At 70.4% G+C, this 23,630-nt stretch carries 27 protein-coding genes and 1 pseudogene; 24 read left to right on the top strand and 4 right to left on the bottom strand.

Annotation, left to right across the window (positions count from 1 at the left end; translation table 11 throughout):
- The first annotated feature begins 1 nt into the window (after position 1).
- The 17 genes and pseudogenes from rplR to truA all read left to right on the top strand — a co-directional run bounded on the left by rplR (position 2) and on the right by truA (position 11,040).
- A complete protein-coding gene (rplR, locus tag B4N89_RS11175; RefSeq protein WP_078975725.1) occupies positions 2–385 on the top strand; it encodes a 50S ribosomal protein L18 in 384 nt (127 codons plus the stop codon).
- Positions 386–431: 46 nt separating this feature from the next.
- Entirely contained in the window at positions 432–1,037 is a 606-nt protein-coding gene (rpsE, locus tag B4N89_RS11170) for a 30S ribosomal protein S5 (RefSeq protein ID WP_020549220.1), read from the top strand.
- Positions 1,037–1,219 (top strand): 50S ribosomal protein L30, encoded by a 183-nt coding sequence (gene rpmD, locus B4N89_RS11165; RefSeq protein WP_020549219.1) that lies wholly within the window; start codon positions 1,037–1,039, stop codon positions 1,217–1,219. Before rpsE ends, rpmD begins: the two co-directional genes overlap by 1 nt.
- Before the next feature lies 1 nt (position 1,220).
- Entirely contained in the window at positions 1,221–1,679 is a 459-nt protein-coding gene (gene rplO / locus B4N89_RS11160; RefSeq protein ID WP_078975724.1) for a 50S ribosomal protein L15, read from the top strand.
- 349 nt (positions 1,680–2,028) lie between these two features.
- Entirely contained in the window at positions 2,029–3,351 is a 1,323-nt protein-coding gene (gene secY / locus B4N89_RS11155; protein ID WP_078975723.1) for a preprotein translocase subunit SecY, read from the top strand.
- Complete coding sequence (locus tag B4N89_RS11150; protein ID WP_078975722.1) at positions 3,352–4,005, top strand: adenylate kinase; 654 nt, start codon at positions 3,352–3,354, stop codon at positions 4,003–4,005.
- Positions 4,006–4,099: 94 nt separating this feature from the next.
- Positions 4,100–4,891 (top strand): type I methionyl aminopeptidase, encoded by a 792-nt coding sequence (gene map, locus B4N89_RS11145; protein WP_078975721.1) that lies wholly within the window; start codon positions 4,100–4,102, stop codon positions 4,889–4,891.
- A 74-nt stretch (positions 4,892–4,965) separates the two neighbouring features.
- A complete protein-coding gene (locus tag B4N89_RS48945; protein WP_201260826.1) occupies positions 4,966–5,559 on the top strand; it encodes a DUF1707 SHOCT-like domain-containing protein in 594 nt (197 codons plus the stop codon).
- A gap of 39 nt (positions 5,560–5,598) precedes the next feature.
- Complete coding sequence (locus B4N89_RS11135; RefSeq protein ID WP_078975719.1) at positions 5,599–5,979, top strand: DUF1707 SHOCT-like domain-containing protein; 381 nt, start codon at positions 5,599–5,601, stop codon at positions 5,977–5,979.
- A gap of 221 nt (positions 5,980–6,200) precedes the next feature.
- Entirely contained in the window at positions 6,201–6,422 is a 222-nt protein-coding gene (gene infA, locus B4N89_RS11130; protein WP_018382544.1) for a translation initiation factor IF-1, read from the top strand.
- 116 nt (positions 6,423–6,538) lie between these two features.
- The gene (rpmJ, locus tag B4N89_RS11125) at positions 6,539–6,652 is read left to right on the top strand and encodes a 50S ribosomal protein L36 (protein WP_009740505.1); all 114 of its coding nucleotides are present in this window, start codon (positions 6,539–6,541) and stop codon (positions 6,650–6,652) included.
- A 187-nt stretch (positions 6,653–6,839) separates the two neighbouring features.
- Positions 6,840–7,220 carry a 30S ribosomal protein S13 gene (gene rpsM / locus B4N89_RS11120; protein WP_078975718.1) on the top strand — a complete coding sequence of 127 codons (381 nt, stop codon included), beginning with the start codon at positions 6,840–6,842 and terminating at the stop codon, positions 7,218–7,220.
- A 67-nt stretch (positions 7,221–7,287) separates the two neighbouring features.
- Positions 7,288–7,688 (top strand): annotated as a pseudogene (gene rpsK / locus B4N89_RS11115) (30S ribosomal protein S11).
- A gap of 28 nt (positions 7,689–7,716) precedes the next feature.
- Complete coding sequence (gene rpsD, locus B4N89_RS11110) at positions 7,717–8,343, top strand: 30S ribosomal protein S4 (RefSeq protein WP_020549210.1); 627 nt, start codon at positions 7,717–7,719, stop codon at positions 8,341–8,343.
- A 122-nt stretch (positions 8,344–8,465) separates the two neighbouring features.
- A complete protein-coding gene (locus tag B4N89_RS11105) occupies positions 8,466–9,482 on the top strand; it encodes a DNA-directed RNA polymerase subunit alpha (protein WP_020549209.1) in 1,017 nt (338 codons plus the stop codon).
- Between the two features lie 98 nt (positions 9,483–9,580).
- A complete protein-coding gene (gene rplQ, locus B4N89_RS11100) occupies positions 9,581–10,099 on the top strand; it encodes a 50S ribosomal protein L17 (protein WP_078975716.1) in 519 nt (172 codons plus the stop codon).
- 98 nt (positions 10,100–10,197) lie between these two features.
- On the top strand, positions 10,198–11,040 hold the full coding sequence (truA, locus tag B4N89_RS11095) for a tRNA pseudouridine(38-40) synthase TruA (protein WP_101897288.1): 843 nt from the start codon (positions 10,198–10,200) through the stop codon (positions 11,038–11,040).
- A 33-nt stretch (positions 11,041–11,073) separates the two neighbouring features.
- On the opposite strand, the gene B4N89_RS11090 is transcribed toward truA, so the two are convergent.
- On the bottom strand, positions 11,074–11,883 hold the full coding sequence (locus B4N89_RS11090; protein WP_078975714.1) for a hypothetical protein: 810 nt from the start codon (positions 11,881–11,883) through the stop codon (positions 11,074–11,076).
- Between the two features lie 607 nt (positions 11,884–12,490).
- Here B4N89_RS11090 and rplM point away from each other — a divergent pair.
- From rplM to glmM, 3 genes are all read left to right on the top strand, one after another.
- Positions 12,491–12,934 carry a 50S ribosomal protein L13 gene (gene rplM / locus B4N89_RS11085; protein WP_020549205.1) on the top strand — a complete coding sequence of 148 codons (444 nt, stop codon included), beginning with the start codon at positions 12,491–12,493 and terminating at the stop codon, positions 12,932–12,934.
- Between the two features lie 41 nt (positions 12,935–12,975).
- The gene (rpsI, locus tag B4N89_RS11080) at positions 12,976–13,461 is read left to right on the top strand and encodes a 30S ribosomal protein S9 (protein ID WP_078975713.1); all 486 of its coding nucleotides are present in this window, start codon (positions 12,976–12,978) and stop codon (positions 13,459–13,461) included.
- A 160-nt stretch (positions 13,462–13,621) separates the two neighbouring features.
- Entirely contained in the window at positions 13,622–14,989 is a 1,368-nt protein-coding gene (gene glmM, locus B4N89_RS11075; RefSeq protein ID WP_078975712.1) for a phosphoglucosamine mutase, read from the top strand.
- A gap of 21 nt (positions 14,990–15,010) precedes the next feature.
- Here the strand turns inward: glmM and B4N89_RS11070 are convergent, their stop codons facing one another.
- Together B4N89_RS11070 and coaA are read right to left on the bottom strand one after the other, a co-directional pair.
- The gene (locus B4N89_RS11070) at positions 15,011–15,985 is read right to left on the bottom strand and encodes a DUF389 domain-containing protein (protein ID WP_078975711.1); all 975 of its coding nucleotides are present in this window, start codon (positions 15,983–15,985) and stop codon (positions 15,011–15,013) included.
- Positions 15,986–16,004: 19 nt separating this feature from the next.
- The gene (coaA, locus tag B4N89_RS11065) at positions 16,005–16,973 is read right to left on the bottom strand and encodes a type I pantothenate kinase (RefSeq protein WP_078975710.1); all 969 of its coding nucleotides are present in this window, start codon (positions 16,971–16,973) and stop codon (positions 16,005–16,007) included.
- 93 nt (positions 16,974–17,066) lie between these two features.
- On the opposite strand from coaA, the gene glmS reads away from it, so the two are divergent.
- Entirely contained in the window at positions 17,067–18,917 is a 1,851-nt protein-coding gene (glmS, locus tag B4N89_RS11060; RefSeq protein WP_078975709.1) for a glutamine--fructose-6-phosphate transaminase (isomerizing), read from the top strand.
- A gap of 1,024 nt (positions 18,918–19,941) precedes the next feature.
- Here glmS and B4N89_RS11055 read toward each other — a convergent pair.
- Positions 19,942–20,457 (bottom strand): MarR family winged helix-turn-helix transcriptional regulator, encoded by a 516-nt coding sequence (locus B4N89_RS11055; RefSeq protein WP_078975708.1) that lies wholly within the window; start codon positions 20,455–20,457, stop codon positions 19,942–19,944.
- 112 nt (positions 20,458–20,569) lie between these two features.
- Between B4N89_RS11055 and B4N89_RS11050 the strand changes: the two genes are divergently transcribed.
- From B4N89_RS11050 to B4N89_RS11040, 3 genes are all read left to right on the top strand, one after another.
- Positions 20,570–21,529 (top strand): EamA family transporter, encoded by a 960-nt coding sequence (locus B4N89_RS11050; RefSeq protein ID WP_235618567.1) that lies wholly within the window; start codon positions 20,570–20,572, stop codon positions 21,527–21,529.
- Between the two features lie 165 nt (positions 21,530–21,694).
- Entirely contained in the window at positions 21,695–22,063 is a 369-nt protein-coding gene (locus tag B4N89_RS11045; protein WP_078975707.1) for a holo-ACP synthase, read from the top strand.
- 10 nt (positions 22,064–22,073) lie between these two features.
- Positions 22,074–23,540, top strand: coding sequence for an NAD(P)H-hydrate dehydratase (locus tag B4N89_RS11040; protein ID WP_078975706.1), 1,467 nt, complete (start codon positions 22,074–22,076; stop codon positions 23,538–23,540).
- Positions 23,541–23,630 lie beyond the last annotated feature (90 nt).

The raw sequence follows: 23,630 nt of genomic DNA, 5'->3' as shown, positions 1-23,630 counted from the left end.
CATGGCTGTCGGCGTGAAGACCGGCAAGGGCGTTGCGAAGAAGTCTGTCGCACGCAAGCGCCGGCACATCCGGGTGCGGAAGAAGGTTTCCGGCACCCCGCTGCGGCCCCGTCTCGTCGTGAGCCGCTCCACCCGTCACATGGTGGCGCAGGTTATCGACGACATCGCCGGCCACACTCTCGCTTCGGCGTCCACGATGGACCCGTCCATCCGCGGTGCCGAGGGTGACAAGACCGCCCAGGCTCGCAAGGTCGGCGAATTGGTCGCCGAGCGCGCGAAGGCCGCGGGTGTCGAGGCCGTCGTGTTCGACCGCGGTGGCAACAGGTACCACGGTCGCATCGCCGCTCTCGCGGATGCCGCACGCGGAAACGGGCTCACCTTCTGAGCCCGCTGCTCCGGACAAGCTTCGAACGACAGATGAGGACATTCTGATGGCTGGACCCCAGCGCCGCGGTGGCGGCGCCGGCGGCGGCGAGCGGCGGGACCGGCGGGATCGACGTGATGGTGGCGCAGCCGCCGAGAAGACCGCTTACGTCGAGCGCGTCGTCGCGATCAATCGCGTCGCCAAGGTCGTGAAGGGTGGACGTCGCTTCAGCTTCACCGCGCTGGTCGTGGTGGGCGATGGCGACGGCACCGTAGGTGTCGGTTACGGCAAGGCCAAGGAGGTGCCGGCCGCGATCGCCAAGGGTGTTGAAGAGGCCAAGAAGCACTTCTTCAAGGTCCCCCGTATCCAGGGCACCATTCCGCACCCGATCCAGGGTGAGAAGGCTGCCGGCGTCGTGCTCCTGAAGCCGGCCTCGCCGGGTACCGGTGTCATCGCCGGTGGCCCCGTGCGCGCCGTGCTCGAGTGCGCCGGCATCCACGACGTGCTGAGCAAGTCGCTCGGTTCGTCGAACCCGATCAACATCGTGCACGCGACCGTCGCGGCGCTCCAGGGGCTCGTTCGCCCCGAGGAGATCGCGGCTCGTCGTGGCCTGCCCCTGGAGGACGTGGCCCCGGCCGCGCTCCTGCGGGCCCGCGCGGGGGTTGGTGCGTAATGGCACGTCTCAAGGTCACGCAGACCCGATCCAAGATCGGTGGCAGGCAGAACCAGCGGGACACTCTCCGTTCGCTCGGTCTCAAGCGCGTCCACGACGTGGTCGTCAAGGAGGACCGCCCGGAGATCCGCGGCATGATCGCGACGGTGTCGCACCTCGTCACCGTCGAGGAGGTCGACTGACATGGGTGCTGACAACCCGCTGAAGGTGCACCACCTGCGGCCCGCCCCGGGCGCCAAGACCGCCAAGACCCGCGTGGGTCGTGGTGAGGGCTCCAAGGGCAAGACCGCCGGTCGTGGTACCAAGGGCACCAAGGCTCGTTACCAGGTGCCGGCCCGCTTCGAGGGTGGGCAGATGCCGCTGCACATGCGGCTGCCCAAGCTCAAGGGCTTCAAGAACCCGTTCCGGGTCGAGTTCCAGGTCGTGAACCTGGACAAGATCGAGTCCCTGTACCCCAACGGTGGCGAGGTCACCGTCGAGGGTCTGATCGAGAAGGGCGCGGTTCGCAAGAACCTGCCCGTCAAGGTCCTGGGCACCGGCGAGATCTCGGTGGCCGTCCAGGTGAAGGCCCACGCCTTCTCCGGCTCCGCCAAGACCAAGATCGCCGCCGCGGGCGGTTCGGCCGACGAACTGTCGGTCTGACCCCTCGCGGACAAGGAATGACCGTCATGGCCCGTTCGGATCGGTACCGAACGGGCCTTGACGTCGTTGGAGGCTATAGCGCAGGGGCGTCACGCCGGTAAGGTGGTGGCGCCCCTGTGGTTTGCTGTGCCGTGGGGGTGGGTTCATTGCGCCACCCCCTCACATGACTTGCTCCGTATTTCACTTGTGTTGTGTCATGACGCAGGAACGTCGGGCCCGGGCGATACTTCCGGGCCGTCGGCGCTGTTATTGTCCGTGAGGTCCTGTGAGGGACCTGACCAGTGGTCCTCTTCCCGGACCGACGACTCGATCGACTCGCCCCTGAGACGGGCGGGGCGCAGGAGGCAGTGTGCTCACCGCGTTCGCCAGGGCGTTCCGCACGCCCGACCTGCGCAAGAAGCTGCTGTTCACGTTGGCGATCATCGTCCTCTTCCGGATCGGGTCGCACATCCCGGTACCCGGCGTCTCGTTCGAGATGGTGCGCTCTTGCGTAGAGGACTCCAACAAGAACAGCCTGTTCGGGCTCGTGAATATGTTCAGCGGTGGCGCGCTGCTGCAACTCACGATCTTCGCGCTGGGGATCATGCCGTACATCACGGCGAGCATCATCCTCCAGCTGCTCACCGTCGTGATCCCGCGGCTGGAGGCCCTCAAGAAGGAGGGCCAGGCCGGCACGGCGAAGATCACGCAGTACACCCGCTACCTCACCATCGCGCTGTCCGTGCTCCAGGCGACCGCGCTGATCGCCACCGCCCGCAGCGGCGCGCTGTTCTCCAGCGCCCGCAGCGCCACCTGCGATCCGCAGGGCATCGTTCCGGACGACTCGCTCTTCCGGGTGATCGTGATGGTCGTCGTGATGACGGCCGGCACCTCGACGATCATGTGGCTCGGTGAGCTGATCACCGACCGCGGCATCGGCAACGGCATGTCGATCCTGATGTTCGTCTCGGTCGCCGCCGGCTTCCCGGCCGCGCTGTGGACGATCAAGGAGCAGGGCACCATCGGCGACGGTTGGATCCCGTTCTTCACCGTCATCGCCATCGGCCTCGTGATGGTCGGCCTGGTGGTCTTCGTGGAACAGGCGCAGCGCCGGATCCCGGTGCAGTACGCCAAGCGCATGATCGGGCGTCGCGCCTACGGCGGGACCTCGACCTACATCCCGCTCAAGGTGAACCAGGCGGGCATCATCCCCGTCATCTTCGCCTCGTCGCTGCTCTACATTCCGGCTCTGATCGCGCAGTTCAGCGGTGGCAAGTCGGACTGGGCGGTGTGGATCGAACGACACTTCGTCAAGGGCGACCACCCGCTGTACATGATCACGTACTTCCTGCTGATCGTCTTCTTCGCGTTCTTCTACGTGGCCATCACGTTCAACCCCGAAGAAGTAGCCGACAACATGAAGAAGTATGGTGGCTTCATTCCGGGGATCCGCGCCGGCAGACCGACCGCGGAATACCTGAACTACATCCTCACCAGGATCACGTGGCCCGGATCGTTGTACCTGGGCATGATCGCGCTGGTACCCAGCATCGCGCTCGTGCTCTTCAACGCCAACCAGAACTTCCCGTTCGGCGGCACGAGCATCCTGATCATCGTGGGAGTGGGTCTGGAAACCGTGAAGCAGATCGAGAGTCAGCTCCAGCAGCGCAACTACGAAGGCTTCCTCCGCTAAATGCGTATCGTTCTCGTGGGGCCTCCCGGCGCGGGTAAGGGAACCCAGGCCCAGTACATCGCCGCCAACCTGTCGATTCCCGCAGTCTCGACAGGTGACATCTTCCGCGCCAACGTGAGCCAGGGCACTCCGCTCGGCCGCGAGGCGAAGACCTACATGGACGCGGGCAACCTCGTACCCGACGAAGTGACCATAGGCATGGTCCGGGAGCGCCTGGCGCAGCCGGACGTGGCCGGAGGTTTCCTCCTCGACGGGTTCCCGCGCAACACGGCGCAGGCCAAGGTGCTCGACGAGATCCTGGCCGAGAACGACACCGAGTTGGACGTGGTGCTCGAACTCAAGGTCGACGACTCGGAGATCATCCAGCGCATCTCGGGCCGTCGGCAGTGCCGGGCCAACGGGCACGTCTGCCACATCCTGACCGACGCGCCGAAGGTGGCCGGGATCTGCGACGAGTGCGGCAGCGAGCTGTACCAGCGCGACGACGACCGGGAGGAGACCGTCCGGCACCGTCTGGACGTCTACAAGGAGCAGACCGAACCCCTGGTCGGCTACTACTCGGAGCGCAACCTCCTGCTGCCGATCCAGGCCACGGGTCCGGTCAAGGAGGTCACCGAGCGCGCGATGACCGCACTTCGGGAGTTCGGCGCCTGATCGGCGCCGGCCGCGACAGACATCACACATGGGCGATCCGGGGAAACCCCGGATCGCCCATCGTGCTTTCAGTGGATGACAGGTGAGGACGGCCATGCCGGTGTTCAGGAAGCGGCACATGCGGATCGAACGCAAGACGCCCGAGCAGATCGAGAAGATGCGTCGTGCCGGCGCGGTGGTGGCGAACACACTGGCCCTGCTGCGCGAGGCGGCGGTGCCCGGGGTGACCACCGCCGATCTGGACACGATCGCCGAGCGGTCGATCCGCGGCGCCGGGGCGATTCCCTCGTTCAAGGGCTACCACGGCTTCCCGGCGTCGATCTGCGCGTCGGTCAACGACGTGGTGGTGCACGGGATCCCCGACGAGACTCCGCTGCGGGACGGGGACATCATCTCGATCGACTGCGGCGCGATCCTGGACGGCTGGCACGGCGACTCGGCGATCACGGTGCCGATCGGCACGGTGGTGCCCGAGGTGCTGGAACTGAGCCGGGTGTGCGAGCAGTCGATGTGGGCGGGCATCGAGGCGGCGGTGGCGGGCGGTCGGCTGACCGACATCAGCCACGCGGTGGAGAAGTCGATCCGCTCGCACCGGCTGCCGGGCGGCGCGAAGTACGGGATCGTCGAGGACTACGGCGGCCACGGCATCGGCACCGAGATGCACCAGGACCCGCACGTGCTCAACTACGGCCCGGGCGGCCGCGGTCCGCGCCTGGAGGTCGGGGTGTGCCTGGCGATCGAGCCGATGGTCACCCTCGGCAAGCCGGACACCTACACGCTGCCCGACGAGTGGACGGTCAAGACCACCGCCGGCGGCCACGCGGCGCACTGGGAGCACTCGATCGCGATCACCGCGAACGGGCCCGTGGTGCTCACCGCGCCCTGACTGAGGACAGACCCCCGCCGATGGTGGGGCTGGCCCCATGTACGAGACCGCGGTGCCTGCCTAGTGTCGAAGGCATGGTGAGGCATCCGACGATGCGGGCATCCGACGTGGACCGTGAGGCGGCGGTGACGCTCCTTCGCGAGCACCATCTGGTCGGACGGCTGACGCTGGCAGAGTTCAACGAGCGCATGGGCGCGGCCATCGCGGCGGTGACCCTGGGGGATCTGGCCCGGTTGATCTCCGATCTGCCGCCTCCGGAGCATCTGGAGGCGGACGTCGAGGTGATCCGTGCGCGGATGGCCTACGAGGAGGCGCGCACCCGGGCGGCGCTCGCCCGGCCGTCGGCGTCGGGTGTGGAGCCGGCGACGTCGGTGCTTCCCGCGATGCCGCTTTCGCCGCCGCTGCCGCCGGTGCCGGCCGAGGTGCGGTGGTCGGCCGCCCCGGTGCGGCGCCCGGGCGACGGCTGGGCCACCGCGGCGCGGGGCCTGCGCGCGGCCTGGACGGTGTTGAACGCGGTCACCGCGCTGAACGTGGTGATCTGGCTGCTGGTCGCGGTCGCGGGCACGGGCGTCGTGTACTTCTGGCCGGTGTGGGTCTACGGTCCGGCGGCCGCGGTGCTGGGGTCGATCCAGATGATCATGTGGCGACACGGCCGCGCCGCGCCGTGACCCGGGCGCCGGCGGGCCGAGCGGGACTACGCTCGGGGCATGGACCGGAATCCGAACGCCCCCGCGACGCCGGCGGACCGCGAGCGTGTGACCGCCGAGCTGCGTGAGCACCTGGCGTCGGGTCGCCTGGCGCTGTCCGACTACCGGGCCGGCCTGGACGGGGTGCGCCGGGCGGTCACGGTGGGGGAGCTGGACGCGCTCGCGGCGAACCTGCCGGGTCGCGACGATCGGTCCGAGGCGGCGGGCGCGACGCCGCCGCCGGGATACGACCGCCCCGTCGAGGCGCCGTTTCGCGCCGGTGCCTACGGTCCGGCCGAGGAGCACCGGTCGCGGGTGTCCAACGCGATGTTGAACAAGGTCTGGTTGGTCGTGATGAGCCTCGGCGTACTGGTGTGGGCGCTGGTCTACTTCGTGCGCTGATCCTCGCGCCGGCGCGCGCGGGCGCGGTGGTTCGAGGTCGCGTCCGGGCGCGGAATCCGCGGTTCCGGGGCCGGTTTCGCTTTCACCCGTCCAGTGGCTTAGACTGACTCGTCGGCTCGCATGTAGCCAGGTTTGGCACGCCCGTCGGGCGTCAAGAATTTGAGCATCGTCATGTGCGCCGGGTAACGGTAGTTGATCCCGAGACACGAAGCGCGGAGGACATGCCCAAGAAGCAAGGGGCCATCGAAATCGAGGGCACCGTCATCGAGTCGCTCCCCAACGCCATGTTTCGCGTGGAGCTTCAGAACGGGCACAAGGTCCTCGCGCACATCAGTGGGAAGATGCGGATGCACTACATCCGCATTCTGCCGGACGACCGGGTTGTCGTGGAGCTGAGCCCTTACGACCTGACCCGCGGCCGGATCGTCTACCGCTACAAGTAGGCGAGCCCCGGTCCCGCCCACGCCGTGCGTGGTGTGTGGGGCCTGGCAGCAAACCGACAACCGACTCGGCGACGGCGGCGTGCCCGCACGCCTTCGTCACACGTACCGGAGAAATCATGAAGGTCAAGCCGAGCGTCAAGAAGATCTGCGACAAGTGCAAGGTGATCCGCCGTCACGGCCGGGTCATGGTGATCTGCGAGAACCTGCGCCACAAGCAGCGCCAGGGCTGAGCGGCACCACCCCCCTTCGCACAACGAGCGATCGACGCGCGACGCACCCCGTAAGAGCCGCAGCACCCGACCCCCGCCCCGTGCGGGACGCCACCCTCGGCCGGAGGCCGAGGACCGAGCACATCCCCCGTGGATGCGCCGGACCGGTGCTGGGCCAGACCTCCGACTGAAACCAGGAGCCACACATATGGCACGCCTCGTCGGCGTCGACCTCCCCCGTGACAAGCGGGTCGAGGTCGCTCTGACCTACATCTTCGGCGTCGGGCGCACTCGTGCGCTGGACACGCTGAAGAACACCGGTGTCAACCCCGACACCCGCGTCCGCGATCTCGCCGAGGACGACCTGATCAAGCTTCGCGACTGGATCGAGGGCAACTACCGCGTCGAGGGTGACCTCCGCCGCGAAGTCGCCGCCGACATCCGCCGCAAGGTCGAGATCGGTTGCTACGAAGGTCTGCGTCACCGTCGCGGTCTTCCCGTCCGCGGTCAGCGCACCCACACCAACGCGCGTACCCGCAAGGGCCCGCGCCGCGCGATCGCCGGCAAGAAGAAGCCGGGCAAGAAGTAGTCCGCGTACGACGGATCACGCGGTCCTCAATTCGTAGCGGACCGACGACCTCAGGAGTTTTCAGCAGATGCCTCCCAAGAGCCGCGCGGGCGCCAAGAAGGTGCGCCGCAAGGAAAAGAAGAACGTCGCTCACGGGCACGCCCACATCAAGAGCACGTTCAACAACACCATCGTTTCGATCACGGACCCCAGCGGCAACGTGATCTCGTGGGCCTCCGCGGGCCACGTCGGCTTCAAGGGCTCGCGCAAGTCGACCCCCTTCGCCGCGCAGATGGCCGCCGAGTCCGCCGCGCGTCGTGCGCAGGAGCACGGCATGCGCAAGGTCGACGTTTTCGTCAAGGGCCCGGGCTCCGGTCGGGAGACCGCCATTCGTTCGCTGCAGGCCACCGGCCTGGAGGTGGGCTCCATTCAGGACGTCACCCCCGTGCCGCACAACGGCTGCCGCCCCCCAAGCGCCGCCGCGTCTGACCCGCAGCTGACTAGGAGTTAAAGAACAATGGCGCGTTACACCGGCGCGGACTGCAAGCGCTGCCGTCGCGAGAAGATGAAGCTGTTCCTCAAGGGCAGCAAGTGCGAGGGCCCGAAGTGCCCGATCGAGATTCGCCCCTACCCGCCGGGCGAGCACGGTCGTGGCCGTACCAAGGACAGCGAGTACCTGCTGCAGATGCGCGAGAAGCAGAAGTGCGCGCGCATCTACGGCGTTCTCGAGAAGCAGTTCAAGGGCTACTACGAGGAAGCGAACCGTCGCCAGGGCAAGACCGGCGAGAACCTGCTTCGCATCCTCGAGTCGCGCCTGGACAACGTGGTCTACCGCGCGGGCTTCGCCAAGTCGCGTGACCACGCCCGTCAGCTCGTGCGCCACGGTCACATCGTGGTCAACGGCGTCAAGACGGACATCCCGTCGTTCCGGGTCTCCGACAACGACATCATCGAGGTCCGCAAGGACTCGGTCGAGCTGACCCCGTTCGTGGTCGCCCGTGCCGAGGCCGGCGAGCGCACCGTCCCGGCCTGGCTCGAGGTCATCCCGGGCAAGATGCGCATCCTCGTGCACTCCCTCCCGGCGCGTCAGGTCATCGACACGCAGGTGCAGGAGCAGTTGATCGTCGAGCTCTACTCCAAGTAGTAGCGCTCCACGGAACGGGCGGACCGCCACGGGGTTTCCACACAAGCCCCGTGTGCCGGTCCGCCCGTATCCTTGTTCTCACTGGCGTCATATAGCGGACGCCAATGACATGGAGGCACCCCATGCTTATCGCCCAGCGGCCGACCCTCACCGAGGACGTCGTCGACGAATACCGCTCGCGGTTCGTCATCGAGCCCCTCGAGCCCGGCTTCGGCTACACGCTCGGCAACTCGCTCCGTCGTACCCTCCTGTCCTCGATCCCGGGCGCTGCCGTCACCAGCATCCGGATCGACGGTGTCCTGCACGAGTTCACCACCGTGCCGGGCGTCAAGGAGGACGTCACCGACCTCATCCTGAACATCAAGCAGCTGGTCGTCTCCTCGGAGCACGACGAGCCGGTCGTGATGTACCTGCGCAAGCAGGGCCCGGGTGTGGTCACCGCCGGCGACATCGCGCCGCCGGCCGGTGTCGAGGTGCACAACCCCGACCTGGTCCTGGCCACGCTGAACGCCAAGGGCAAGCTGGAGATGGAGCTGACCGTCGAGCGCGGTCGCGGCTACGTCTCCGCGGTGCAGAACAAGCAGGCGGGCCAGGAGATCGGCCGCGTGCCGGTCGACTCGATCTACTCGCCGGTGCTCAAGGTCACCTACAAGGTCGAGGCGACCCGTGTCGAGCAGCGCACCGACTTCGACAAGCTGATCGTCGACGTCGAGACCAAGCAGTCCATGCGTCCGCGCGACGCCATGGCCTCCGCGGGCAAGACCCTGGTCGAGCTGTTCGGTCTCGCGCGCGAGCTGAACATCGACGCCGAGGGCATCGACATGGGCCCGTCGCCGACCGACGCCGCGCTCGCGGCCGACCTGGCGCTGCCGATCGAGGAGCTCGAGCTCACGGTCCGCTCCTACAACTGCCTCAAGCGCGAGGGCATCCACACCGTGGGTGAGCTGGTCGCGCGCAGCGAGGCCGACCTGCTGGACATCCGCAACTTCGGCGCGAAGTCCATCGACGAGGTCAAGGCGAAGCTCAACGGGATGGGTCTGGCCCTCAAGGACAGCCCGCCCGGGTTCGACCCGACCGCCGCCGCGGACAGCTTCGGCGACGAGGACGACCACGGCTTCGCGGAGACCGAGCAGTACTGAGCTTCGCCGCAAGGCGTTGCCGCCACCCGGGTCGACCGGCCCGGGTGGACTGACGCCGGTACCTGATCCGGCCGGCGCAGGAATATCAAGGAGAGAACATGCCCAGGCCCACCAAGGGTCCGCGCCTCGGCGGCGGCCCGTCCCACGAGCGGCTGATCCTGGCCGGTCTCGCGACGGCGCTGTTCGAGCACGGTCGCATCACCACGACCGAGGCCAAGGCGCGCCGGCTGCGTCCCGTCGCCGAGCGACTGATCACCAAGGCGAAGAAGGGCGACCTGCACAACCGTCGCCAGGTGCTCACCGTCGTTCGTGACAAGGGCGTCGTGCACACGCTGTTCGAGGAGATCGGTCCGCGCTACGCGAACCGCCCCGGCGGCTACACCCGCATCACCAAGATCGGCACCCGCAAGGGCGACAACGCGCCCATGGCGGTCATCGAGCTGGTCGAGGCGCTGACCGTGGCGCAGACCGCGGTCGGCGAGGCCGAGGCCGCCACCAAGCGCTCGGTCAAGGAGCAGGAGACCGCCAAGGTCGAGACGGCCAAGGCCGTCGAGACCGAGGACGCGCCCGCCGAGGCCGCCGAGGCCGAGGAGAGCAAGGACGCCGACAAGGCCTGAGCCGGGTCGGACGCTCCAGGCGTTCCGTATTCCTGTGCGAGCCCGTTCTCCGTCTGTGTACGGAGGGCGGGCTCGCGCCATGTCCGGAGGTGGATGACGTGGTGCGCTTGCGCATCGATCTGTCGTACGACGGCACCGAGTTCGCCGGGTGGGCCCGGCAGCGCGAACTGCGCACCGTGCAGGGGACGTTGGAGAGCGCGCTGACCACGGTGCTGCGGCTGGCGGAGCCCGCGCAGCTGACCGTGGCCGGGCGGACCGACGCGGGGGTGCACGCACGGGGCCAGGTGGCGCACCTGGACGTGCCCGACGAGGTGTGGGCCGACCTGGGCGAGGTGGCGCTGCGTCGGGTCACCGGGCGGTTGCCGCGGGATCTGCGGGTGCGCGACATCACCGTGGCGCCGGCCGGGTTCGACGCGCGGTTCGGCGCGATCTGGCGGCGCTACGCGTACCGGGTGTGCGACGCGCCGGGCGGGGTGGACCCGCTGCGCCGGGGCGACGTGGTGTGGCACGACCGGCCGTTGGACGAGGACCGGATGAACGAGGCGGCCGGCCGGCTGATCGGCGAGCACGACTTCGCGTCGTTCTGCCGCCGGCGCGAGGGGGCCACGACGGTGCGCTGTCTCCAGGACTTCTCCTGGGCCCGCGAGACGCCGACGGGGGCGGACGTGGGTCCGGCGTACCGACCGGTGATCGTGGCGACCGTGCGGGCCGACGCGTTCTGCCACAACATGGTGCGCTCGCTGGTCGGCGCGATGTTCGCGGTGGGCACCGGGCGCAAGCCGCCGGCCTGGCCGCTGGAGGTCCTGGGGCGCGCGGTGCGCGACTCGGGCGTGCATGTCGCGCCCGCGCACGGGCTCACCCTGGAGGAGGTCGCGTATCCGGCCGACGAACTGCTCGCGGACCGGGTGAGCGCCACCCGGCGGCGCCGCGACGGCAGCTGAGCGCGGGGCGGCCCCGCGCCGCCCCGATGTCGCTCAGCCCTGGATCTGCTCCAGCGCCTTGCGCCGGTTCTCGTCGTCGATCTGCTTGGAGATCGCCTCGCCGCGCGCGGTCAACGAGTTCCACAGGAACTTGTCCACGTCGTCCTGGGCCTGCGCCATGGTCTTGTCGTCGCCGACCGGGTCCTTGCCGTCGGCGTACCAGTCGAGGGTGAACAGGCCGTAGCGGCCCACCGAGTTGCGCAGCTTGCCGTGCTTTTGCTTCTTGGCGTCCAACACCTTGACCCCGGGACCGGCCAGCGGCAGCAGTTCGCCGCCGTCCTTGCCGTTCTTGACCGCGGCTGCCTTGTCCTCGGACGGGAACGAGGCGACCCCCGCGGTGGAGACCACCCCGTTGGGGCCGATCACCGCGAGCCGGATCAGCTGCGTGCACTGCCGGTCGCGGGCCGCGGCGCCGAGCTTGGCGTCGGTGCCGTCGGAGCACGTGTTGTCCAGCTTGCCCGCGGCCACCGAGTACTGCCGTCCGTTGACGGTGAACTTCTGGTTGGGGAACAACGATTCGACGGTGAAGGGCGCGGTGTCCAGGGCCGGGTCGGCGAGCACCGCGCGGGCGGGCGGCGGCGCCGGCACGGTCGGCGCCGGGCGGAACGTCGGCTTCTCCGGGGCGAACGTCGCGGCGGACGGACCGCCGGAGGTGCCGGGGCCGGCCTTCTTGTCGTCGTCACCGCCGGACAGCGTCATCGCGGCGGCGACCACGCCGCCGACCAGGGCGAGCCCGAGCACGGTGCCGCCCACGGCGAACATCAGCCTGCGTCGCCGGGCGGCCGAGTCCCGCTCCTCCGCCAACCGGCTCCAGTCCGGGCCGCTCGACCCGCCCGCGCCGCCGAACTGCTGTTGTCCTGCGGGCTGTTGGGCTTGCGAGGGGGGTTGCGCGAAGGGCTGTTGGGGCTGCTGTGGCGGCGGTTGCCCCTGGGATCCGTGCGCGTGCGAGGGGAACGGGTCCCAGGCGTGTTGCGGCTGCCCCGGCGTACCGGGCCCGCCCGGGCGTACGCTCCATGGGCGTTGCCCGTCGTCTCCGGGTGTTCCGACCCCCGACACATCCGCCCCCTGCAAGGAAATGACCCGCCCCGGCTCCCCATGTGCCGACGCTCCGGCCGTTCGGCGCATCGTATCCGTCACCGAAGCGGGAAGTGTCGGCGTGGCACGGTCGGAGCACTCCCGGCGATGGCTTACGCTGGAGAGGGGCATGAGCAAATCATCGCCCCATTGCTCGTTTTGACCGGCACCCCCTTGACCCGGTATTGTGCCGGTTCGTTGTGCGTATTGGCTTGCTTGAGTGGAGTCGGTACGCCGGGCCGCCGGCCACCGGAGTCCGCATGGTTCGGAATCATCTCCCGGACAGCCAGTCGGCATCCGTCAGCACACACTCACGAAGAAGCGAAGGCTATCGACCGTGCGCACGTACAGCCCCAAGCCCGGCGACGTCCAGCGTCAGTGGCACGTCATCGACGCGACCGATGTCGTGCTCGGCCGTCTGTCCACCCAGGCTGCTGCCCTGCTCCGGGGTAAGCACAAGCCGGTGTACGCGCCGCACGTCGACACCGGCGATTTCGTCATCATTGTGAACGCCGACAAGGTTCACCTGTCGGGCAACAAGCGCAGCCAGAAGATGGCGTACCGCCACTCCGGCTACCCGGGTGGCCTCCGCGCCGTCCGCTACGACGAGCTGCTGGAGAAGAACCCCGAGAAGGCCGTGGAAAAGGCCATCAAGGGCATGCTCCCGAAGAACACCCTGGGTCGGCAGATGTTGTCGAAGCTCAAGGTGTACCGCGGTTCCGAGCACCCGCACTCGGCGCAGCAGCCGGTTCCGTTCGAGATCACCCAGGTCGCGCAGTAGTCACGGCCACCGCCTGACGAACGAATAGTTTGAGGAGAACAGTGGCCGAGACCATTGCAGAAACCCCGATCGAGGAGACCGAGGGTCTTCCGCTCGAGAGCTACACCTCCGAGTCGCTCGCGTCGCGCTTCAGCGAGCCGCAGGCGGGCGCGGCCACCGGCCGCCGCAAGGAGGCCGTCGCGCGCGTTCGCATCGTGCCCGGCACCGGCAAGTGGAAGATCAACGGGCGTTCGCTCGAGGAATACTTCCCGAACAAGGTGCACCAGCAGCTGGTCAACGAGCCCTTCAAGGTGCTCGAGCTGGACGACCGCTACGACGTGCACGCCCGCATCCACGGTGGCGGCGTCTCCGGCCAGGCCGGCGCGCTGCGTCTGGGTGTGGCCCGTTCGCTGAACGAGGCCGACGTCGAGGCGAACCGCCCGGCGCTCAAGAAGGCCGGCTTCCTGACCCGTGACCCGCGTGCCACGGAGCGCAAGAAGTACGGTCTGAAGAAGGCGCGCAAGGCGCCTCAGTACAGCAAGCGCTAAACAGCCCGCAGCACCCTCTGCGGCTGTTCGCAGCGTCATCAGGCCCCGGGGGCACGGTTCGTGCCCCCGGGGCCTGATGCTTTTTTCCGGCGCACTCCTGGAGGAGTGACGCCGAGAGGTAGTGTCCGAGACATCCGGAATGTATGCGGGAGATCCAACTGTGGGACGACTCTTCGGTACGGACGGCGTGCGTGGCCTGGCGAATGGCCGGCTGACCGCGGAACTGGCGCTCGATCTGGCGGTCGCCGCCGCGCGGGTGCTCGGATCACGCGGCCGGGACGGGATTCCGCAATCAGGGCACGGCCGCAGGCCGTTCGCCGTGGTGGGTCGTGACCCGCGGGCGTCCGGGGAGTTCCTGGAGGCCGCCGTGGTCGCCGGGCTTGCGGGCGCGGGCGTGGACGTCTACCGCGCCGGCGTGTTGCCGACGCCGGCGATCGCCTACCTGACCGGGCTGCTCGGCGCGGACCTGGGCGTGATGCTCTCGGCGAGCCACAACGCGATGCCGGACAACGGGATCAAGTTCTTCGCGCGCGGCGGCCACAAGCTGCCCGACGAGGTGGAGGACCGGATCGAGGCGCTGCTCGGCACCGAGTGGGAGCGGCCGACCGGCTCCGCGGTCGGCCGGGTACAGGACCACCCCGAGGGTCACGAGCGCTACGTCGAGCACCTGCTGTCGTCCCTGCCGCACCGCCTGGACGGGCTCAAGGTGGTCGTGGACTGCGCCAACGGCGCCTCCTCGGCGGTCGCGCCGGACGCGCTGCGCCGGGCCGGGGCCGAGGTGATCGCGATCCACGCGGAGCCCGACGGCCTGAACATCAACGACAACTGCGGCTCCACGCACATGGACGCGCTCGCGGCGGCCGTGGTCGAGCACGGCGCCGACGCCGGCATCGCGCACGACGGCGACGCCGACCGGTGTCTGGCGGTGGACGCGCGCGGCGAGCTGGTCGACGGCGACGCGATCCTGGCGGTGCTCGCGCTGGCCATGCGCGACGGCGGGCATCTCGTGGACAACACGTTGGTGGCCACCGTGATGTCCAACCTCGGGCTCAGGCTGGCCATGCAGGCCGCGGGCATCAAGATGGTGGAGACCGCGGTCGGCGACCGCTACGTACTGGAGGCCATGCAGGCCTCGGGGCTCTCGCTGGGCGGCGAACAGTCGGGCCACGTGGTGCTGTTGGAGCACGCGACCACCGGCGACGGCACGCTGACCGCGCTGCGCCTGCTCGCGCGCGTCGCGGAGACCGGCAAGCCGCTGCACGAGTTGGCGTCGGTGATGACCCGCCTGCCGCAGCGGCTGGTCAACGTCGCCGGCGTGGACCGCACCCGGGTGCACACCACCCCCGAACTCGCCCGCGCCGTCGCGCTGGTGGAGGAGCGGCTGGGCGCCACCGGCCGGGTGCTGCTGCGTCCGTCGGGCACCGAGCCGCTGGTCCGGGTGATGGTCGAGGCCGAGACCCACGACCAGGCGCACGACGAGGCCGCGCATCTGGCCGAAGTGGTACGCACGTTGCTCGCGCTGGAGTAGCGCGGTCGAACCCGCGCGGGTTCACGACGACTCGGCGGCTCCCGGCGCGACGGCCGGGGGCCGCCGCTTGGTGCGTGCCGCCCGCAGGTTCCACAGGCCGCGCTGGACGAGCAGCGTCAGGGTGCCGGCGATGACGATGGCGACCAGGTTCAGGCCGAGTTGGCCCAGCGAGCCGCCCGCCTGCGCGTAGTCGGTGTACCAGATCGCCACCGCCGCGTTCGCGGCGGCGGGCACGGTGGTGACCGAGATCAGCACACCGATCAGCGCGCCGGACTTGGCGCTGGTCAACGAGAGCATGCCCGCGACACCGGCCAACATCGCGACCCAGAACGACAGCCAGTCCGGTTGATAGATGAACTCGGTGAGCGGGCGCGGGCGTTCCAGCATGTCTCGCTCGAACAGGCCGAGCACGCCCAGGAGCGCGGTGAAGGCCATGGTGGCCAGCATCGCGACCGGGAAGCCGATCAGCAGGGCGAGCCCGGAGCGGGCGGCGAGCCGGGGCCGGCGCTGTACCGCGGCCACGCACAGTCCGGCCAGCGGGCCGAACTCGGGACCGACCACCATCGCGCCGACGATCAGGATGGCGTTGTCGAGCAGCACGCCGCACGCCGCGATCATGGTGGCCACCGTCAAGAAGGCCAGGAACGTCACCGAGAGGGTGGACTCCTCGGAGGTGGCCTCCTCGATCTCCTCCCAGACCACGGAGTCGGCGCTCTCGCCCGGCGCGTCCCGCTCCGCCTCGTCGGCGGAGCGGGACAACATCACGTCCAGGTCCTCGAGCGCGATCGAGCCGTCCCGGTGCAGGTTCAGCGCGCGCAGTTCGGCGATCACCGAACTGGTGGCCTCACGGGCGAGGTCGCAGGAGATCACGTCGCCCGCGGGCTGTACCGCGGCGCCCGGCCAGATCACCAGGTGGGTGGCTCCGGGCTCGGTGAGCAGCAGGTCGCGCACGGCGGCGCTGCGCTCGACGGGGACGATCAGCCGAAGATGAAACATCCCGTGAAGGTACCCGGGTTCACAACTTCCGCAGCCGCAGTCGGCTCACCGCGTGTTCCGCGTCCTTTTGCAGCACCAGCGTGGCGCGCCCGCGGGTGGGGCGGATGTTCTGCACGAGATTGACCTCGTTGATCGTCGCCCACGTGTTCTCCGCGTAGCGCAGCGCGTCGTCGGGCGTCATCACCGCGTACTTGCGGAAGTACGAGGCCGGGTCGCGGAACGCGGTCTGGCGCAGCTTGAGGAAGCGCTCCAGGTACCAGCGGCGGATGTCCTGGGTGCGCGCGTCCACGTACACGCTGAAGTCGAAGAAGTCGGACAGCGCGAGCCGGGGGCGCCCGTCGGCGGTCGGCGACGCCGGTTGCAGCACGTTGAGGCCCTCGACGATCAGGATGTCGGGCCGGTGGATGGTCAGCCGCTCGTTCGGCACGATGTCGTAGGTCAGGTGCGAGTAGACCGGCGCGGTGACCTCGGGCTTGCCCGCCTTGACGTCGGCCACGAAGCGCACCAGGGCCCGCCGGTCGTAGGACTCGGGGAAACCCTTGCGGTGCATGATGCCGCGGCGTTCCAACTCCTCGTTGGGGTACAGGAAGCCGTCGGTGGTCAGCAGTTCCACGTGCGGATGGTCGGGCCAGCGGGCGAGCAGTTCGCGCAGGATGCGCGCGGTGGTGCTCTTGCCGACGGCGACGCTGCCGGCGACGCCGATCACGAACGGTATCCCCGGGTTCTCGCCGTTGCCCAGGAACGTGGTGAGCGCGCGACCCAGACCCCGGGTGGCGCCGACGTAGAGGTTGAGCAGGCGCGACAGCGGCAGGTAGACGTCGGAGACCTCGTCCAGGTCCACCACGTCGCCCAGGCCGCGCAGGCGCTCGAGTTCGTCCGCGGTGAGCGGCAGCGGCGTCCCGGCCCGAAGTCGGGTCCAGGCGGCGCGGTCGAGTTCGACGAAGGGGGACAGGTCGCGAGCCGGCCCCTGAGCCGCGAAGGAATGCACCCGCTCATTGTCGCCAGTGGGCGCGGGCCGCCCGTCGCCGGGCCGTCGAACGCCTTTCCGCCGGCCGGATGCGGACCCCGTAGGCTGGCCCCCATGTGCGGGATTGTGGGATATGTGGGCGCTCAATCGGCGCTGGATGTGGTCATCGGCGGGCTCAGGCGGCTGGAGTACCGCGGCTACGACTCGGCCGGGGTGGCCGTGCTCGTGGACGGGGCGCTGGTGAGCGAGAAGCGGGCCGGGAAACTGGCCAACCTCGTGGACGCGCTGACGCAGTCGCCGCTTCCGGTGGGGACGTGCGGCATCGGTCATACGCGGTGGGCCACACACGGCGCGCCCAACGACGTGAACGCGCATCCGCACCTGGACAACGCGGGCCGGGTCGCGGTCGTGCACAACGGGATCATCGAGAACTTCGCGGCGTTGCGGGCCGAGCTGACCGAGCGCGGGCACAAGCTGGCCTCCGAGACGGACACCGAGGTCGTCGCGCACCTGCTGGCCGAGGAGTTCCCGGGCGCGGGGCAGGACCTGGCCGAGGCGATGCGCCGGGTCTGCCGCCGCCTGGAGGGCGCGTTCACCCTGGTCGCGACGCATGCCGACGCCCCCGACGTGGTGGTCGGCGCGCGCCGCAACTCCCCGCTGGTGGTCGGTCGCGGCGTCGGCGAGAACTTCCTGGCGTCGGATGTGGCCGCGTTCATCGAGCACACGCGCGAGGCGATCGAGCTGGGTCAGGACCAGGTCGTGGAGCTGCGCCGGGACAGCGTCACGGTGACCGACTTCCACGGCGCGCCGGCGGCCTTTCGCGAGTACCACGTCGACTGGGATGTGTCGGCCGCGGAGAAGGACGGCTACGACTACTTCATGCTCAAGGAGATCGCCGAGCAGCCCAAGGCGGTCGGCGACACCCTGCTGGGCCGGATCGGCACCGACGGGCGCCTGGTGCTCGACGAGGTGCGGATCGCCGACGAGGTGCTGCGCGAGATCGACAAGGTGGTGATCATCGCCTGTGGCACCTCGTTCCACGCGGGCCTGATCGCCAAGTACGCGATCGAGCACTGGACCCGGGTGCCCTGCGAGGTCGAGCTGGCCAGCGAGTTCCGCTACCGCGACCCGATCCTGGACCGGCAGACGCTGGTGGTGACGATCTCGCAGTCCGGCGAGACGATGGACACCCTGATGGCCCAGCGGCATGCCCGCGAGCAGGGCGCCAAGGTACTGGTCATCTGCAACACCAACGGCTCGACGATGCCGCGCGAGGCGGACGCCGTGCTGTACACGCACGCCGGCCCCGAGGTCGCGGTGGCCTCGACGAAGGCGTTCCTGACCCAGCTGGTCGCGTGCTATCTGGTCGCGCTGTACCTGGGCCAGGTGCGCGGCACCAAGTGGGGCGACGAGATCACCGAGGTGATCGAGCAGCTCGCGGCGATGCCCGAGATGGTGGACAAGGTCCTGGACACCATGGAGCCGGTGCGCGAGTTGGCGCGATCGCTCAAGGACGCGGGCTCGGTGTTGTTCCTGGGCCGGCACGTGGGTTACCCCGTGGCCCTCGAAGGCGCGCTGAAGCTCAAGGAACTGGCGTACATGCACGCCGAGGGCTTCGCCGCGGGCGAGCTCAAGCACGGCCCGATCGCGCTGATCGAGGAGGGCCTGCCGGTGGTCGTGGTGGTCCCGTCGCCGCGCGGGCGCTCGGTGCTGCACGACAAGATCGTGTCCAACATCCAGGAGATCCGGGCCCGGGGCGCGCGCACCATCGTGATCGCCGAGGAGGGCGACGAGGCGGTCGTGCCGTACGCCGACCACCTGGTGCGCATCCCGGCCACGCCGGTACTGCTGCAGCCGCTGGTGTCCACGGTGCCGCTCCAGGTGTTCGCGTGTGAACTGGCCACGGCCAAGGGGCACGAGGTGGACCAGCCGCGGAACTTGGCGAAGTCGGTGACGGTGGAGTAGGGGGCGCGGGGGCTCCGGGCCGGAGTCGTGACGGTTAAGGCTCCGGGCCGGGGTCGCGGCGGTGGTAGGGCTCCGGGCCGGAGTCGCGACGGGAGTGAAAGGGTGGGCCGGGGTCGTGGTGGCGGCGGCGGCTTTTTATTGGGCGCTTCGCGCCGGCTCGCGAGGCACCGCTTTTCTGCTCCCCCGCTTCGCTCCTCCGCAGAAAAGCGGCACCCCGCTCGCGGCTGTGCGCCCCTCCGCTTCGCTCCGGGTCGCCCAGCCTAAAAAAACAAGCGGCGGCTCCGCCGCTCTCCGCGCTGCGCGCGTCGATCGCGTGGGCGGCCCTTCTCGTGGGCGCTGACGCGCCACGGGGGTGAGGGGCGGGGAGGCCAGGCTCGCGACACGACGCGGGTCCCGCCCCGCCTGGCCACCGCCGCGATGTGGGCCTTGCCCGGTGACCCGAGTCGTTGGTGCACCCCGTCGGCGCGTCAGCGCCCACGAGTGGGGCCGAGGTGGTGATCGACGCGCGAAGCGCGGAGAGCGGCGGAGCCGCCTTGTTTTTTTAGGCTGGGCGACCCGGAGCGAAGCGGAGGGGCGCACAGCCGCGAGCGGGGTGCCGCTTTTCTGCGGAGGAGCGAAGCGGGGGAGCAGAAAAGCGGTGCCTCGCGAGCCGGCGCGAAGCGCCCAATAAAAAGCCGCCGCCGCCACCACGACCCCGGCCCACCCCTGCCCTCCCGTCGCGACCGCGCCCACCCTTTCGCTCTCGTCGCGACTGTGCCTGCCGTCCTGCTCTCGCCGCGACCGCGCCCACCCTCCTGCTCTCGCCGCGACCGCGCCCACCCACCCGCTCTCGCCGCGACCCCGGCCCGCCCCTCCGCCCCCGCGCCCACCCACCCGCCCCCGCCGCGACCGCGCCCACCCACCCGCCCCCGTCGCGACCGCGCCCACCCTCCCGCTCCCGTCGCGACCCCGGCCCGCCCCTCCGCCCTCGCCGCGATCCCGACCCACCCACCCCTCCCACCCCCGCCCCGCCCCCTCCCGCCGATCAACCCAAGTGCGTATCCCCCTGCGCGATCAGCAGTTTGCGTAGCAAGTTGTTGAGCAGGTCGCGCTCGTCTGCGTCGAGTACGGCCAGGAAGCGTGCCTCGTTCTCGATGTGGCCGAGCAGGATGTCGTCCACGAGCCGGATGCCCTCCGGGGTCAGCTTGACCCGGACCGAGCGGCGGTCCTCCGCGCAGACCGAGCGCTCGACCAGGCCCTTGGCGGTGAGCTTGTCCACCCGGTTGGTGATCGCGCCCGACGTCACCATCGCCGAGCGCAGCAGCGTGCCCGCGCTGACCCCCTCGGCGCCGCCGGAGCGGCGCAGCGTGGCCAGCACGTCGAACTCGGAGAAGTCGAGCCCGTATCGGGCGAAGTAGGTCCGCAACGTCTGGTCGATGTGGCGGCGCAGTCGGTTCATGCGGCCGACTGCGGCCATCACGTCCAGCAGGTCGGGGTCGATCTCGGGGCGTTCACGGTGCCATTGGTCCCATACGTCATCAATTGCGTCGCGTCCTGTCATGGCTCCAATTTATCTCAACGCTCATCTACTTGACGCTCGCAGACCCTGGGTATTTACTTATCTCAACGTTGAGATAGTCAGTGCTCGTAAAACTAGCGTTGAGGTGAAGGTCATGGCGGTGCAGGGCGGTAGCAAGGGACTCGGTCGCCTGGGAATGCTCCTGGCGACGGCCGTGGCCCCGGCCACGTGGGGGACCACCTACCTCGTGACCACGCAGATGCTCCCGGCGGACCGGCCGCTGCTCGCGGCGGGCGTGCGGGCGCTGCCCGCGGGGCTGATCCTGGTCGCCCTGGCGCGCCGACTGCCCACCGGCGTGTGGTGGTGGCGCTCGTTCGTCCTGGGGATGCTCAACGTCGGACTGTTCTTCCCGCTGATCTTCGCCGGCGCCTACCGCCTGCCCGGCGGTGTCGCCGCCACGATCGGCGCGGTGTCGCCGCTGATCGTCGCGGGCCTGTCGTTTCTGATCCTGAAGGTGCGCACGCAGCCCCGGGTCCTGCTCGCCGGTGTCGGCGGGGTGATCGGGGTCGGCCTGCTGGTGCTCAGCTCGCAGGCGAAGATCGACCCGATCGGGGTCGGCCTGATGCTCGTCGCCACCACCTTGATGGCGGCCGGCGTGGTGATGTCGGCCCGCTGGGGTCGTCCCGAGGGCGTCTCGCTCCTGGCCACCACCGGTTGGCAGCTCACCGTCGGCGGCATGGTCATCGTCCCGCTGATGTTCGCCGTCGAGGGCATGCCGCCGGTGCCCACCGGCCGCAACCTGCTCGGCTTCGGCTACCTCGTGCTGATCGGCACCGCGCTCGCCTACGTCCTGTGGTTCCGCGGCATCGAGCGGCTCGGCGCCGGGGTGGCCTCCTTCCTCGGCCTGGTCAACCCGGTGATCGCCACGCTCGCCGGCCTGATCGTGCTGGGCCAGACGCTGACCCCGCTCCAGGTGCTCGGCCTGGTGATCGCCCTGGGCGCGATGGTGCTGGGTCAGCGGGCCCCCCGGCGCGCCCCCGCGGTGCGGCGGGTCGAGGCGCCGGTCACCATCGCCGGGCGGACTCGCACATCGGAGGTTGTCGAAGCCTCCTGAGCGGGCGGGGGTACGCCGCCACGAGCACCGCGCAGGACCGTTTCGCGAGCCGATCGGGCCGCGTCCCCGCCGGGGATGCGGCCCGGCCGCGTTGTCGGCGCGCGGTGCGCCGAGCCCGGGTCGGTGTGTGTCCTTCGGCGCCGTGCCCGGCAATAGGCTCGGGCCGTGATCATCGGTGTGGGTATCGACGTGGCGGACATCGCACGCTTCGGGCAGTCGCTGGAGCGCACGCCCGGACTGGCCGATCGGCTGTTCACCGAGGCGGAGCGGAACGTGCGTCCCGGACAGCCCCGCGGGGTCGCCTCGCTGGCCGCGCGCTTCGCCGCCAAGGAGGCACTGGCCAAGGCGCTCGGCGCGCCCGGCGGACTGCACTGGCTGGACGCCGAGGTGACCACCGAGGACTCCGGCCGCCCACTGCTGGCCGTCACCGGCACGGTAGCCGCGCGCGCCGCCGAGTTGGGTGTGATGCACTGGCATGTGTCGCTCAGCCACGACGCGGGCATCGCTTCCGCTGTCGTCATCGCCGAGGGCTAGGGGGTCGCCCATGCGCGCCGCACACACGGTCGAGCAGGTACGCGCCGCGGAGGCCGCGCTGCTCGCGACGCTGCCCGAGGGCACCCTGATGCGCCGCGCCGCGGCCGGGCTGGCCGGCACCTGCGTGCGCCTGCTCGACCGGGTCTACGGCGCCCGCGTGGTGCTCCTGGTGGGCAGCGGCGACAACGGCGGCGACGCGCTGTACGCGGGCGGCATGCTGGCCCGGCGCGGCGCGCGCGTGGACGCCCTGCTGCTCGCCCCGGACCGGGCCCACGCGGCCGGCCTCGCCTGGGCCCGGGCGGCCGGCGTACGGGCGCTGGACGCGGTCGACCCGGACCGCCCGGGCCTCGCCGGCCTGCTCGGCCGGGCCGACCTGGTCCTGGACGGCATCGTCGGGATCGGCGGCCGGGGCGCACTGCGACCGACGGCCGCCGCGCTGCTCGCCCGGGTGTCGGGGGCGATGGTGGTCGCGGTCGACGTGCCCAGCGGGGTGGACGCGGACACCGGCGAGGTCGCGGGCGCGGCGGTACGGGCCGATGTGACGGTCACCTTCGGCACCCACAAACCGGGCCTGCTGATCGACCCCGGCGCGGCCCACGCGGGGGTGGTGCACCTGGTCGACATCGGCCTCGGCCCGCACCTGCCGGAGCCGAATCCGACCGTGCTGCAACTCGACGACGTGGCCCGGCTGCTGCCCACCCCCTCGGGGGAGAGCGACAAGTATTCGCGCGGTGTGCTCGGCGTGGCCGCGGGCTCGCCCCGCTACCCGGGCGCGGCGGTCCTGGTGGTCGGCGCGGCGGTGCGCGGCGGGGTCGGCGCGGTCCGCTGCACGGGGCCGGCCGCCGTGCTCGGCCCGGTGCTCGCGGCCCACCCGGAGGCGCTGGCGACCCAGGCGCCCCCGGCGGAGGCCGGCCGGGTGCAGGCGTGGGTGGTCGGTCCCGGCCTGGACACCGACCCGGACGCCGAGGCGCGCTTCGCGAGCGTGCTGGGCGCGGAGGTGCCCGTGCTGGTGGACGCGGACGGCCTGACCCTGCTCGCCCGCTCCGCCCCCGGCACCCGGCCCGCCCCGGCGCTGTTGACCCCGCACGCGGGCGAGGCGGTGCGCCTGTTCGCCGCCGCGGGCGTCGAGGTCACCCGCGAGCGGATCGAGGCGGCGCGGTTGGAGCACGCGCGCCGGCTCGCCGCGCTGTACCGCTGCGTGGTCCTGCTCAAGGGCTCCACCACGGTGATCGCCGCGCCCGACGGCCGGGCCCGGGTCAATCCCACCGGCACCCCGCGCCTGGCCACCGCGGGCAGCGGCGACGTGCTCTCCGGCCTGGCCGGCGCGCTGCTCGCGGCCGGTCTGGACGCGCTGGACGCCGGCTCGGTGGCCGCCTGGCTGCACGGACTGGCCGCCCGGACGCTGCCCGGCCCGGTGACCGCGCCGGACCTGGTCCGGGCGCTGCCCGGGGTGTGGGCGGACGTCACCGGCACGTGAGGAGGACGCCGCCCGGGTTCGGGCCTGCCACACTGGGAGTCTTGAGCTCGGGGATCTTCCGGGCCCGGCGGCCGGCCGGGACCGCGCCCC

The sequence above is a fragment of the Embleya scabrispora genome, from assembly GCF_002024165.1.
GTDB classification, from domain to species: Bacteria; Actinomycetota; Actinomycetes; order Streptomycetales; family Streptomycetaceae; genus Embleya; species Embleya scabrispora_A.
This window is presented reverse-complemented; position numbering and strand designations above follow the sequence as displayed.